Annotated in this window: 14 protein-coding genes; 12 read left to right on the top strand and 2 right to left on the bottom strand. The window is 56.5% G+C overall.

The window, feature by feature from the left end; genetic code table 11:
• The first annotated feature begins 33 nt into the window (after nt 1–33).
• The 4 genes from pcaH to ACR0ID_RS16925 all read left to right on the top strand — a co-directional run bounded on the left by pcaH (nt 34) and on the right by ACR0ID_RS16925 (nt 3,380).
• The gene (pcaH, locus tag ACR0ID_RS16940; protein ID WP_480607241.1) at nt 34–762 is read left to right on the top strand and encodes a protocatechuate 3,4-dioxygenase subunit beta; all 729 of its coding nucleotides are present in this window, start codon (nt 34–36) and stop codon (nt 760–762) included.
• A gap of 2 nt (nt 763–764) precedes the next feature.
• Entirely contained in the window at nt 765–1,382 is a 618-nt protein-coding gene (gene pcaG / locus ACR0ID_RS16935) for a protocatechuate 3,4-dioxygenase subunit alpha (RefSeq protein ID WP_480607237.1), read from the top strand.
• Nucleotides 1,383–1,430: 48 nt separating this feature from the next.
• Nucleotides 1,431–2,252 carry a 3-oxoadipate:acetyl-CoA acetyltransferase gene (locus ACR0ID_RS16930; RefSeq protein WP_480607234.1) on the top strand — a complete coding sequence of 274 codons (822 nt, stop codon included), beginning with the start codon at nt 1,431–1,433 and terminating at the stop codon, nt 2,250–2,252.
• A 66-nt stretch (nt 2,253–2,318) separates the two neighbouring features.
• Entirely contained in the window at nt 2,319–3,380 is a 1,062-nt protein-coding gene (locus ACR0ID_RS16925; RefSeq protein WP_480607231.1) for a 3-carboxy-cis,cis-muconate cycloisomerase, read from the top strand.
• 190 nt (nt 3,381–3,570) lie between these two features.
• On the opposite strand, the gene ACR0ID_RS16920 is transcribed toward ACR0ID_RS16925, so the two are convergent.
• The gene (locus ACR0ID_RS16920) at nt 3,571–4,287 is read right to left on the bottom strand and encodes a substrate-binding domain-containing protein (RefSeq protein WP_480607228.1); all 717 of its coding nucleotides are present in this window, start codon (nt 4,285–4,287) and stop codon (nt 3,571–3,573) included.
• A gap of 427 nt (nt 4,288–4,714) precedes the next feature.
• Here ACR0ID_RS16920 and ACR0ID_RS16915 point away from each other — a divergent pair, with 427 nt between their 5' ends.
• The 6 genes from ACR0ID_RS16915 (at nt 4,715) to ACR0ID_RS16890 (ending at nt 7,736) form a co-directional block, all read left to right on the top strand.
• Complete coding sequence (locus ACR0ID_RS16915) at nt 4,715–4,855, top strand: hypothetical protein (RefSeq protein WP_480555687.1); 141 nt, start codon at nt 4,715–4,717, stop codon at nt 4,853–4,855.
• Between the two features lie 173 nt (nt 4,856–5,028).
• Complete coding sequence (locus tag ACR0ID_RS16910) at nt 5,029–5,595, top strand: ABC transporter substrate-binding protein (RefSeq protein ID WP_480607225.1); 567 nt, start codon at nt 5,029–5,031, stop codon at nt 5,593–5,595.
• Nucleotides 5,596–5,749: 154 nt separating this feature from the next.
• On the top strand, nt 5,750–5,911 hold the full coding sequence (locus tag ACR0ID_RS16905; protein WP_480607222.1) for an ABC transporter permease subunit: 162 nt from the start codon (nt 5,750–5,752) through the stop codon (nt 5,909–5,911).
• Nucleotides 5,912–5,923: 12 nt separating this feature from the next.
• Nucleotides 5,924–6,355 carry an amino acid ABC transporter permease gene (locus ACR0ID_RS16900; protein ID WP_480607219.1) on the top strand — a complete coding sequence of 144 codons (432 nt, stop codon included), beginning with the start codon at nt 5,924–5,926 and terminating at the stop codon, nt 6,353–6,355.
• A complete protein-coding gene (locus tag ACR0ID_RS16895; RefSeq protein WP_480607216.1) occupies nt 6,355–7,008 on the top strand; it encodes an amino acid ABC transporter permease in 654 nt (217 codons plus the stop codon). The genes ACR0ID_RS16900 and ACR0ID_RS16895 overlap by 1 nt, the downstream gene beginning before the upstream one ends.
• Nucleotides 7,005–7,736 (top strand): amino acid ABC transporter ATP-binding protein, encoded by a 732-nt coding sequence (locus ACR0ID_RS16890; RefSeq protein WP_480555697.1) that lies wholly within the window; start codon nt 7,005–7,007, stop codon nt 7,734–7,736. Before ACR0ID_RS16895 ends, ACR0ID_RS16890 begins: the two co-directional genes overlap by 4 nt.
• 346 nt (nt 7,737–8,082) lie before the next feature.
• Here the strand turns inward: ACR0ID_RS16890 and ACR0ID_RS16885 are convergent, their stop codons facing one another.
• On the bottom strand, nt 8,083–8,844 hold the full coding sequence (locus ACR0ID_RS16885) for a DeoR/GlpR family DNA-binding transcription regulator (protein WP_480495848.1): 762 nt from the start codon (nt 8,842–8,844) through the stop codon (nt 8,083–8,085).
• A gap of 146 nt (nt 8,845–8,990) precedes the next feature.
• On the opposite strand from ACR0ID_RS16885, the gene ACR0ID_RS16880 reads away from it, so the two are divergent.
• Nucleotides 8,991–11,414 carry a GcvT family protein gene (locus tag ACR0ID_RS16880; protein ID WP_480607213.1) on the top strand — a complete coding sequence of 808 codons (2,424 nt, stop codon included), beginning with the start codon at nt 8,991–8,993 and terminating at the stop codon, nt 11,412–11,414.
• Nucleotides 11,415–11,429: 15 nt separating this feature from the next.
• A complete protein-coding gene (locus ACR0ID_RS16875) occupies nt 11,430–12,362 on the top strand; it encodes a phosphotransferase (protein WP_480607210.1) in 933 nt (310 codons plus the stop codon).
• Nucleotides 12,363–12,467 lie beyond the last annotated feature (105 nt).

Genomic DNA, 12,467 nt, shown 5'->3' with positions numbered 1-12,467 from the left:
CCCAGTTAGACAAAAAGGAAGTGTGATCCGACAATGTTGAAACAAGGTGAATTCTACCAGCGTGACCGCGAGTGGCACCCACCTGCACTGACGCCCGACTACAAGACCAGCGTGACCCGTTCACCGCAATATTCGCTGATCTCGCTGCAAAACTCGATCAGTGAGGTCACCGGCCCGGTTTTTGGCCACAACGATGTTGATCCTCTGGATAAGGACCTGATCTCGAACTATGCGCAGCCCGGTGAAAGCCCGATTGGCGAGCGAATTATTCTGCACGGCAGGGTGCAGGATGAAAACGGACGTCCGGTGCCAAACACGTTGGTGGAAACCTGGCAGGCGAATGCGGGTGGGCGCTATCGCCACAAGAAGGATACCTACCTGGCACCGATCGATCCCAATTTCGGTGGTTGTGGCCGCACCCTGACAGATGAAAACGGGTATTATTTCTTCCGCACCGTAAAACCCGGTGCCTACCCCTGGCGCAATTGGGTGAACAGCTGGCGTCCCGCCCATATCCACATGTCGATATTCGGAACAGGTTTTGCACAGCGCCTGATCACACAATGTTATTTCGAAGGTGACCCGCTGATTGACAGGTGCCCGATCGTGAAAACTATTCCTGACGCCGATGCGATCAGCCGCCTGATTTCGCGGCTCGATATGAATTCAACGATCCCACTGGATACCATCGCCTATAAATTTGACGTGGTCTTGCGCGGTCGGCGCTCGACCCTGTTTGAAAACCGTCTGGAGGGGAACTGAAGATGCAACAGCTGAATTATCTGAAGGAAACCCCCTCGCAAACAGCCGGGCCTTACGTCCATATCGGTCTGGCGCCTGGGGCTGCCGGATTTGAGATCTACAGGCAGGAACTGGGCTGGGATATAGCCGGACCAAATGCCGAAGGTGAGCGTATTCGGGTCGAAGGACTGGTCGTGGACGGGGCAGGATCGCCCATCAAGGATGTTTTGCTCGAGGCCTGGCAGGCAAATGCCAGGGGCGTCTATGCCCATCCTGAGGGCGGCGGCGATGTCGAAGACGGCTTTCGCGGCTGGGGACGCGTCATCACCAATTTTGAAACCGGCGAATGGGCGTTCGACACAGTCAAACCCGGCCCGACACCGGGACGAAACGTGGGCCAGCAAGCGCCTCATATCAACCTTTGGGTCGTTGCCCGGGGCATCAATGTCGGCCTGAATACGCGTATCTATTTCGAGGACGAGGAAGAGGCCAACAGCAAGGACCCGGTCCTTAATCTCATCGAATGGGAACGCCGCCGCGCAACGCTGCTGGCCAGACGCACCAATAGGGACGGTCAAATTGTCTATCGCTTCGATATCAAGATACAAGGCGAAGATGAGACCGTTTTTTTTGATATCTGATTACTTGGTGTTGCCTTTCCAAGGCAGCACTTAATTCAGGAAGTCACCATGACCAAACCTTGCATCATCTGCGTGGCCATCACCGGTTCCCTGCCTACCAAAAACAACAACCCCGCGGTGCCGATCTCGGTTGCAGAACAGGTCGAAAGCACGCAAGAGGCGTTCGAGGCCGGGGCCAGCATTGTCCACGCCCATGTTCGCAACGATGATCAGACGCCCAGCAGCGACCCCGACAAATTCGCTCTCCTGAAAGAGGGTTTGCAAAAACACTGTCCCGGAATGATCATCCAGTTTTCCACTGGTGGGCGGTCAGGCGCCGGTCAGGCCAGGGGCGGAATGCTGCCCCTTGCCCCTGACATGGCGTCGCTGTCTGTCGGGTCGAACAACTTTCCCACCCGGGTGTACGAAAATCCACCCGACCTGGTGGACTGGCTGTCAGCCGAAATGCAAAAATACAAAGTCACGCCCGAGATCGAGGCGTTTGACCTGTCCCACATCCTGCAAGCGATCAGATTGCACAAGGAAGGCAAGCTTTATGGCAAGCTGTATGTTCAGTTTGTCATGGGTGTCAAAAACGCGATGCCGGTCGACAGGGCCGTGTTCGACTTTTACGTGAAGTCCATGCAGGATCGCGCACCGGATGCCGAATGGTGTGCCGCCGGGATCGGTCCAAACCAGATTGTGGTAAATGAATGGGCCATTGCTGCGGGCGGACACACGCGGACAGGTTTGGAAGACAATGTCCGGCTGGATCGGAATACACTAGCGCCTTCGAACGCAACGCTGGTCAATCGCGTGACCGAGTTATGCGCAAAGCACGAACGTCCGGTCGCCACCTGGCAACAGGCCCGCGAGATTTTGGCTCTTTGAGCGCAGGGAGGAATGGCGCCATGACGATTGATATCCGCTCGCTTTATTTCAAAGGCCACACATAGGATGGAACAGCTTTCCACTCATCCCTGGCTCAGCGGGTTGTTTCAGGACCCACAGACCTCAGAGTTGCTGGGTGCAGAGGCTCAGCTGAGACACATGCTGGCCGTCGAGGCCGCATATTCAGAGGCTTTGGCGGCGGTCGGCACCGTACCACCAGAGGTGGCGGAAACCGCGGCAAAACTTATCCGACAACACCGTCCCGACATGCAGGCGCTGCGCGATGGGACGGCATTGGATGGCGTTGTGGTGCCCGCGCTGGTGCGGTCGCTCAAAGCGGCATTGCCTGAACATTGCCACGTCGCGCTGCATAAGGGGATGACGTCGCAGGATGTTGTCGACACCGCTCTGGTTTTGTCAATCAAAGACATTCTGGAGGTGTTTTCGGCCCGTCTTTCAGACCTGATAGATGCGCTTGTGGCGCTGGAGCAGGCATATGGCGAACACGTGATGATGGGGCGAACCCGAATGCAGGCGGCATTGCAGATTTCAGTTGCCACGCGCCTGCGAAACTGGCGGTTGCCATTGGCCGTTCACCAGAAACGCCTGACCGAATTGCAGCCCAGATTGCTTGTGCTGCAACTTGGCGGCGCCGTTGGCGACCGCGTTGGGATGCTCGGATCCGGACAGGCAATCGCAGATCATATGGCCGACAGGCTTGGCCTGGCCAGCTGCAATGCAAACTGGCATACCCGCCGGGACAATCTTGCAGAACTTGCCTCATGGCTTTCATTGATAACCGGATCGCTGGGGAAGATTGGTCAGGACGTGTCGCTCATGGCCCAGCAAGGGGTGGACGAGGTTTCGCTGACAGGTGGCGGCGGATCTTCGGCGATGCCTCACAAGCGCAACCCGGTCCGTGCGGAACTGCTGGTCGCACTGGCTCGTTTCAACGCAACCCAACTGTCGGGCATGCATCAGGCGCTGGTGCACGAGCAGGAACGTTCCGGCGTTGCCTGGACGCTAGAATGGATGATCCTGCCCCAGATGATCCTGGCAACGGGGCAGGCCCTGATCAGCTGTGGTACGTTAGTGCAACAGATCGAACGGATAGGCATCCTGGAGTGACTGCACTGGCCTCTGAGCCCGACGTTACTCAGGCGGTACGTCGACTTGGCGTCACCGGTTTTGCCGCAGTAACTTATATATGTCAGCATCAGTGGAGATGGCGTCTTGACTACACTGACAGTTGGGCGAACTGCTGAAACGGACGGATTTCGACAAGGCCGCCGAAACCGCCGACGGCAACGAACAGGCGTCAGGCCTGCCGCGAAAAGATTGCCGATATTTCGGCAGAGATCGCCTCAACCACTTTTTCGGGCTGGGAAAAGCTGCGCGTCTTGAGCCGCATCATGGTCAGGTCGATCAAGGCGGTCGGAAAGCCGAGATCGGAAAGCTCGACCAGGGTTCCATTCGCTAACTGGTCTTCGATGGAACTTCGTGGCAGCCATCCGACACCCAGCCCGTGCTCAATGCATTTGGCGATCGTCTGGGTCAGGCCCGAAACGATCTTTAACGAGACCCTTTGCGGAATTTGCGGCAACAGCACCGAGCGGGTGAGATCACCCATAAAGACGTTGGATGGATAGCAGATGATCGGCAACACCTCGTCCCGCTCGCTACGCGCCTGAAACTCCTGCAACATCCCCGCGGCTGCCACGGGAACGAACCCGTCCTTGCCGACAAGTGCGCGATGCACCAGATCCTTTGGCGGGTTTAGCCTGCGGGTTTCAGCCTCGTAGGAGAAGGCAACCATGACCTCTTCGGTCATCAGCATCTGAAAGCAGGTTTCCTGATTGGCCGACCGCAGCCGCAAGTCGTGAGATGCCAGCGTGTCGCCGAACGCGGCAAGCGCCCGAGGCAGGATGTTGGCCGAGATCGAATGCAATGCGGATATCCGCAATGGTTCAGCGGACGTGATCGCAAAAGCGTCGGAAAGCCGGTTGAGGCCGACGAGTGCTGCTTCAAGCTCCACCTGTAGGGACCTGAGCTGATAGGTCGGGCCTGACGGTCGTCGCGACCGGTCCAACAGTTCAGTGTCAAACAGATGCTAAAGGGCCTGAAGTCGCCTGGAATAGGCGGATTGCGAAGAAATGCGGCTATGCGCGGCAAGCGAAACGCTTTCGGCGCGGATCAGCGCGAGCAGATCGAGTATTGAGTCTTTGTCCACGGCGACACATTAGCATGCAGTTTCTGCATATAAACTTGCCTAAATAGCGATACAAATTTCAGATAGCGCATGTATTGAGTAATGATAATGCGAGTCCGTCGGGGTGGTGCGCAGTATTCGGCGTGATGGATGGGGGCTAGGGTGCAGCCCCGGCGGATCAAAGATGGTTGCGGAAACTGCACCATATGAAAGCTATAGCCTAATAGAGACAGACTTTTGGGAGGAGACGAAAATGAAGCACATGCTTGCACAAGTGACCGTCACGGCGATTCTTCCCCTTGCGGGTCCGGCCTTTGCCGATGCCGGCGAGAGCCCGGTATTGCAGCGCATTCAAGAACGCGGCGTGGTCAGTATCGGCCAAAGGGAAACCTAGATCCCTTTCTCCTGTATCGGCCCTGTTAACAAGCCGATCGGTTATTCGATCGACCTGTGCCTGAAGATTGTCGATGCGATCAAGGCGGAGCTTGGCGTAGACAATCTGGAGGTCCACTATGTGCCGGTCACCGGCCAGACCTGCATCTCACTGATGCCAATGGCACGATCGACATGGAATGCGATACCACCAACAACAACCTGACCCGCCAGTTGCAGGTGGAATATCCGCCCACGACCTTCCTCACCGGCACCAAGATTGCCTCTAAGACCGGGTCGGGCATCACCGAGATCGAGGATCAGGAAGGAAAGGTCATTGGCCTGTCTGCGGGCACGACCAACGAAAAGGCGATCAAGGCCATCATCGAAGAAAAGGGCCTGAACGTCGAGATCGTACCGGTCAAAGATCGCAGCCAGGGCTGGCTGGCGCTGGAAACGGGCCGCATCGACGCCTATGGCTCGGACGATGTTCCGCTCTATGGCCTGATCTCAAAGGCGTCCGATCCGACTGGCTATCAGGTCACCGGGCGGTACCTGTCCTTCGATCCCTATGCCCTGATGATGCAGCGCAACGACTCCACATTCGAACGTCTTGGACGTACGGTCATGGCCGGTCTGATGCGCTCTGGTGAGATCAAGGAGATTTACGCCAATTGGTTCGAGCCGGGCCCGACAAACATCGACATGCCGCTTTCCGATACACTGGCGACCGCGTTCGAAATTCAGGCACTGCCAGAATAAGCAACAAAAGAAGGGGCGGGTACATCCGCCCCTCCCCAGCTGCGGCAGGGGGATGACATGATCTATAATTGGGACTGGGGGCATTCTGTTCCGCGAGCCCTATTTCGGCTGGACCATAGTTATCTCGCTTCTGGCCAGGACAATCGCTTTTTCGGTGGGCTCAGCGCTCGGTGTCTTCCGCACCTCATCCAGCCCGGTCCTCAGGGCCGTTGGCACCACCTATGTAGAGATCTTCCGCAATGTTCCGCTGCTGGTACAGCTGTTCCTGTGGTACTTCGTTTTCCCCGAAGTCCTGCCGGATGACTGGTCGCGTTAGGTCAAGCGCGACATGCCCTTCCCGGCACTGACCACCGCCATTGTCGCTATCGGCCTTTATACCGCCTCGCGTGTCTACGAACAGGTCCGTTCGGGAATCGAGGCCGTGGGCCGTGGCCAGCGCCAGGCAGGCCGCGCCATCGGCATGACCGAAGTGCAGGTTCATCGATATATTCTTCTGCCCAATGCCTACCGCATCATCACCCCGCCGCTGACAAGCGAGTTTTTGACGATCTTCAAGAATTCCTCGCTAGCGCTGACCATCGGTGTCGTCGAACTGACGGCGATGACACGACAGATCGAGGAATATACGTTCCAGGGGTTTGAAGCCTTCACCGCAGCAACTGTGGTCTACAGCCTTGTCACCTTCACGGTGATGGCGGTTATGCGACGGGTCGACAAGATGACCGCCCTGCCCGGCACCTTCGCGAAAGGGGCTGTGTGATGACACTCGATTTTTCCGTCATTTCCGCCAATGGCGAACTGCTGTGGGACGGCATGAAAATGACCTTCCTGCTGACGGGCCTCGCAGTGGTCGGGGGTATCGTCCTTGGCACGGTCCTTGCCCTTCTGCGCATCGCAAAGGTACCGGTTCTGGGCCAGTTCGCTGCGGCCTATGTCAACTTCTTCCGCTCGCTGCCGCTGATCCTCGTGATCTTCTGGCTCTTCTTCCTTGTGCCGCTTATCGTCGGGCGACCTGTCGGCGCCTTCTCCTCGGTTCTCGTGGCAATTATCCTGTTTGAGGCCGCCTATTATTCCGAGATCATCTGGGCCGGCATCAACTTTGTCCGCCCCGGACAACTGGCCGCCGCGCGCGCCATCGGCCTCACCTACAGCCAGTCGATGCGCTATATCGTGCTGCCTCAGGCCTTCCGGGCGATGACGCCGATCCTGCTGACACAGGCGATCATCCTCTTTCAGGACACATCGCTCGTCTATGTCGTCGGCCTGCGCGATTTCCTTGTCAGTGCCGAGATCGTTGCAAACCGTGACCAGAAGCTGGTGGAAATGTTCCTCTTCGTCGCTGCGGTCTACTTCACCCTCTGTTTCCTCGCCTCCATGGGCGTCCGGTATCTGCAAAAAAGGCTTGCCACATGATCGAGATGAAGAATGTCAACAAATGGTACGGCAAGACCTTTCAGGTTCTGAAGAACTGTACCCTCAGCGTCGCCAAAGGTGAGGTGATCGTGGTCTGCGGCCCTTCTGGTTCGGGCAAGTCCACGCTGATCAAAACGGTGAACGGGCTTGAGCCGATCAATGATGGCGAGATCACCGTCGCGGGCACCTCGATCACCGCGAAATCGACAAATCTCGACAAGATGCGCTCCAAGATCGGTATGGTCTTTCAGAATTTTGAGCTGTTTCCCCATATGAACGTGACCGAGAACATCAAGATCGGCCAGATCAAGGTGCTGGGGCGCGATCCGAAAGAGGCGGAGGAAAAGGCGCTCGCACTTCTTGAGCGCGTGGGCCTGACGGAACATGCGCAGAAATACCCCTCTCAGTTGTCCGGCGGCCAGCAGCAGCGGGTGGCGATTGCCCGCGGCCTTGCGATGGAGCCGATGGCAATGCTCTTTGACGAACCAACATCGGCGCTCGACCCAGAGATGATCAACGAGGTTCTGGACGTCATGGTGGAACTGGCCAAGGAAGGCATGACGATGATGGTCGTCACGCATGAGATGGGGTTTGCCAAGAAGGTGGCCGACCGCGTGGTCTTTATGGACCATGGCGAAATCGTCGAAGACGCGCCCTCGGCCGAGTTTTTTGGTTCCCCGCGAAGCCCGCGTGCTCAGGATTTCCTTTCCAAGATTCTCAGCCACTGAAGCAGATCCGGATGTCTACAGCTGGCCAATTTATCTTCTAATCCGGACCTAGATGCCCGAAAACACGCGCGGCGGAGCGACGTACGCCGCGCATTTGCGGACGAAGACTATGTTGCCAACTTTAAAATACAGTTGGGGAGCATAGGTGATCTGACGTTTGTTCCCATAAAACAGTTCGTTAACAGTTCGCAACTTGATCACATTGAAGCCCTGTCACTTCCCCAAGGATACAGTCTTGCACGCTGTTAACTTATAACCCCGGTACACTCTGTCCAGAACATGACTGAACGCGGCGTGCAGGTGGGCCGCGTCCTTTCTTAGCCGCTCATTCGTCAAAAGCTTGAAACTAATCTGCGGCGATTACTGTCTTTGCCCGACCTATAACGCCTTCAAATTTTGACGTAGGCTTCCGCTCGGTTATCAGGAAGTCACTTGCCGAAAGAGCTGGAAGATGCAAGGCCGGTTTGGGTTCGGATGCCTGGAACTTGGTCGAGTCCACTGCCATGAAACATCGTTCGCTGATCGCCTTCATTGCGACCGCAATATCGACTTCGCATTGTTCGAACACCAAAAAACCCTGTTTCGGATGCACACGCGACGCCGACAGGATCGAGTATTCCACCGACATATTTGCAATAACGTCAAAGGCCGCGCGGTCGAACGCTGCGCCGTCATGATTTCTAAGCTGTGTGCCCGCCATAAATACCCGGTTGCCGTTCCCCATCGCCAGAGTTGTTGCAATGAACGCTGAATTCGTCACCACGGTAAGATCTCTGCGCGCCTTGAGAGCCTGAGCCACAAAACCCGACGTAGATCCTGTATCAATAGCAATGGACGCGTTATCAGGCACAAGGTTCAAAATGGACTTTGCAATGGCGACTTTCGCCGCGCGGTTGGTTGTCATACGCGCGATGAAAGGGGGATCCAGAACCTTTTGGGTGCTGACCAACGCGCCGTGAACCTTGTCGATGTGCCCCGCATCCACCAACGGCTTCACAATTCGACGGATTGTCTGATCGGAAACGTTAAGCCTCTGCGCCAGGTCCATGACCGAGATTCGGCCATGAATGTTAACCGCGCTTAGGATGTCCTTTTCGTATTTCGACATTCAGCCACTCGGATGTTGGATTCTAACAGGATGAATTGTTGATACCTCTTTAAATCAACATATTTCAACACTCTTTTTTAATTTTTGTTGATTTCTGTTGGTCGATACGATGATCTGGCATCAAATTTGTCGACAGGGGCGAGGCCATGACAACCCATTCTGCAAAACACCTTATTATTGGCGGCGGCATCATCGGATGCTCAATCGCCTATCATCTGGCCCGGGCAGGTGAGACGGATGTCGTCCTTCTGGAAAAGGCATCTCTGACAGAGGGTGCAACATGGCACGCTGCCGGGCTGGTTGGGCAACTGCGGTCTTCCCGCAATACGACCCGGATGCTGAAACGATCGGTCGCGCTCTATGACCGGCTGGCCGACGAGACCGGTATGGAGTTCGACTGGAAGAAAGTCGGCAGCTTGCGGCTGGCGGCAACCAAGGAACGGCTGCTGGAGGCAAAACGTCTGGCGACAATGGCACGCAGTTTTGACCTGGAGATGGAAATCATCTCACCAGCCGAAGCGAAAGCCCTGTTTCCCTATATTGATGCCGACGGGTTAGAGGGGGCTGCCTTTATTCCATCGGATGGCCACGTTGACCCCGCTGGCCTGTGTCTGGCGATTGCAGCCGGTGCGCGGAGCCACGGCGCACAGATCAGGCAGGGGGTGAAGGTCGAGGATTTCGAAATCCGCAATGGCCGCATAACCAAAGTGATGACAACCAACGGCGACTATGAGGCGGAAACCGTTGTGCTGGCCTCGGGCATGTGGAGCCGTGAACTGGCCGCAAGACTGGGCGTCGTGGTGCCAGCCTGCGCTGTCGAGCACCAATATGTCGTAACAGAACCGTTGCCAGAGCCGGAATTGGTCAAGGGCCTGCCCACGCTGCGCGACCCTGAGCGTCTGGTCTATTACAAGCCCGATGCTGGCGGGCGTCTGGTCATCGGAGGTTACGAAGACGACACATTGCCATTTGGAGAACGGGGCATTCCCGGAGAGTTCGTGCGCCAGTTGCTACCGGACAATCTTGACCGTTTCGCGCCGCTGGCTGAACTTGCCGGTGTCGTCACGCCTGTCGTGAACCAGGTCGGCATCCGGCAAATCATCAATGGACCAATCCCCTACTCCGCCGATGGTGATTTTGTCATGGGCTGGGCCCCTGAGGTTAAAAACCTGATGCTCTCGACCGGGTTCCTCTACGGTATTGCGGCTGGCGGGGGCGCGGGGGAAATGATCGCGGAATGGATTCTGAACGGGCGTCCAAGCCTGGATCTTTGGCCATTGGACGTGCGGCGGTTCAGCCCACATCATGCGACCAAGGCCTTTATGTATCCCCGAGCCGTCGAACATTACGCGCATCACTACAAGATGCGCTATCCGGGCCAGGAGGCCGAGACCGCACGCAATTTGCGACTGTCTCCGCTATACAACCGATTGAAAGAACACGGGGCGGTCTATGGGTCAAAGAACGGGTGGGAGCGGCCCTTGTGGTTTGCGCCAGCTGGGGTCGCCCCAGTGGATCAGCTCGATTTTCTCAATCCCGGTTGGAATGTCTTCGCGGCCGAAGAACACCGCGCTGCCCGCGAAGGTGTCGTTCTGATCGACCAGTCGAGCTTTTCCAAGTTCGAACTGATCGGCTCTGGCGCGTTGGGTGTGTTGCAACACCTGGCGGTCTCAAACATGGACAAGCCGGATGGCAGCGTAATCTATACCCAGCTTTGTAACGACAAAGGCGGCGTCGAGGCGGATGTCACCATCACCCGCCTGAGGCGCGACCATTTCTATATCGTGACCGGCGCCGGATTCGGGGTGCACGATTCCGACTGGATCCGACGCCATCTGCCGCAAGACGGATCGGCACATCTGATCGAGGTTACCTCATCCCGGGCGGTGATCAATATCTGCGGACCAAAAGCGCGCGACGTCCTGCAGGCGGTAACCGAAGAGGATATCTCAAACGCTGCGTTTCCCTTTGCAACAGCGCGCGACATTACGGTCGGAGCAGCAAAAGTGCGTGCGGTGCGCATCGGCTATACCGGCGAATTGGGCTGGGAACTGCACATCCCAACCGAATTTGCACTTCATGTCTATGATCAGCTTTGGAAGGCAGGACAGGCCTATGGCATCCGCGACATTGGCTACCGGACCATAGACTCGCTGCGCCTGGAAAAGGGGTATCTTTACTGGAGCACCGATATCACCCCGGACTATACACCTGTAGAAGCGGGCCTGAGCTCTCGCGTCCACCTGAAATCCAAGGGAAGTTTTTTCGGGCGCGATGTTCTGGAGGGCCAGAAATCCAATGGCGCAGCACAGAAACTCTGTACCTTCGTGACCGAGGAAAAACTGCCGATGACCGGGGGGGAAACCATCCTGCACAATGGCGTAACCGTTTCGCGCGCCAGCAGCGGTGGCTATGGGCACCATGTCGGGAAAACGATCATCTACGGCTATCTTCCGGTGGCGCTGATGGACCAGACGGAATTCGAACTCGAATTGTTCGGAGACCGCGAACAGATCCACCGGGTGGATGGGCCTCTGTACGATCCGACCAATGAGCGGCTAAAAGCCTGAGGGGGAGGGCAGAAAATGACTGACGGAAACACTGATCGTGTCCTGAGTGAACTTCGCAACCTGAAAGGTTTTGAGGAAATCTCAGCACAAGACAGCAAAATCAAACGGCTGGGTGGGTTGACCAATCTGGTCTACAGAGTGGAAACCGGCGGGCACTCCATGATCGTTCGTATCCCCGGAGATGGCACCGCGGATTACATCGATCGCGGCGTTGAGATTCACAATGCCAGGGTCGCAGCCGAAGCTGGTATCGGTCCTGCTGTGCTTTGGGCGGATGCAGATACCGGTGTGATGATCAGTGATTGCATTGACGGTATCGTCACCATGACACCCGAGCTTTTCGCAACGCGCACCGGAGCGGCCGCACGTGCCGGGCATGCCCTGCGGCAACTACACGAGTCACCCCGCCCTTTCGAATTTCGGTTCGAACTTTTTTCGATGATCGATGAATATCTGAAAGTCCTGTCAACAAAGGATATTTCCCTGCCCGAAGGCTATACAGAAATTGTCGCGGAAGCTGCGCCGATCAAACAGCTGCTGCAAGACAGGCCGGGCATGCTGGTTCCCAGCCATTGCGATCCGCTTTGCGAGAATTTTCTCGACAACGGTGACCGTATGTGGATCGTGGATTTCGAGTATTCCGGCATGAATGATGCCCTTTGGGACCTCGGCGATTTGTCGGTCGAAGCCGGGCTGACCGAGGCGCAAGAAATCGAGATGCTGACGTCCTATTTCGGCGCGGCACCAACAGCGGCTCAATTCGGGCGAATGGTGATCTACAAGGCGATGTGCGATCTTCTGTGGACACTCTGGGGCTTGATCCAACATGCCGATGATAACCCCGCCGAAGATTTCTGGGCCTATGCAACGGGTCGGTTCGACAGGTGCAAGGCATTGATGTTTGATCCTGCTTTCGCAGCGCATGTTCAGGCAGTTGCGACCGAATAAAGCAGATGGATAAGTTGTGTTGATTTCCGCTGAGAAGTGACCCGGTATTTTCACCGAGATTTGACCCACCTTTGTTTATGTCTCAGCGTTTATGTTGTGGTCAAT

It is taken from the genome of Ruegeria sp. AL2 (genome assembly GCF_056540845.1).
The sequence above is the reverse complement of the archived record's forward strand: the minus strand, read 5'-3'. Positions and strand labels throughout refer to the sequence as shown.

Coding starts and splice junctions, on each gene's coding strand:
- ACR0ID_RS16885 (WP_480495848.1), bottom strand. CDS start 8,844: ATGTCGAAATACGAAAAGGACATCCTAAGCGCGGTTAACATTCATGGC.
- ACR0ID_RS16875 (WP_480607210.1), top strand. CDS start 11,430: ATGACTGACGGAAACACTGATCGTGTCCTGAGTGAACTTCGCAACCTG.
- ACR0ID_RS16910 (WP_480607225.1), top strand. CDS start 5,029: ATGGAATGCGATACCACCAACAACAACCTGACCCGCCAGTTGCAGGTG.
- ACR0ID_RS16930 (WP_480607234.1), top strand. CDS start 1,431: ATGACCAAACCTTGCATCATCTGCGTGGCCATCACCGGTTCCCTGCCT.
- ACR0ID_RS16925 (WP_480607231.1), top strand. CDS start 2,319: ATGGAACAGCTTTCCACTCATCCCTGGCTCAGCGGGTTGTTTCAGGAC.
- ACR0ID_RS16895 (WP_480607216.1), top strand. CDS start 6,355: ATGACACTCGATTTTTCCGTCATTTCCGCCAATGGCGAACTGCTGTGG.
- ACR0ID_RS16890 (WP_480555697.1), top strand. CDS start 7,005: ATGATCGAGATGAAGAATGTCAACAAATGGTACGGCAAGACCTTTCAG.
- ACR0ID_RS16915 (WP_480555687.1), top strand. CDS start 4,715: ATGAAGCACATGCTTGCACAAGTGACCGTCACGGCGATTCTTCCCCTT.
- ACR0ID_RS16900 (WP_480607219.1), top strand. CDS start 5,924: ATGCCCTTCCCGGCACTGACCACCGCCATTGTCGCTATCGGCCTTTAT.
- pcaH (WP_480607241.1), top strand. CDS start 34: ATGTTGAAACAAGGTGAATTCTACCAGCGTGACCGCGAGTGGCACCCA.
- pcaG (WP_480607237.1), top strand. CDS start 765: ATGCAACAGCTGAATTATCTGAAGGAAACCCCCTCGCAAACAGCCGGG.
- ACR0ID_RS16880 (WP_480607213.1), top strand. CDS start 8,991: ATGACAACCCATTCTGCAAAACACCTTATTATTGGCGGCGGCATCATC.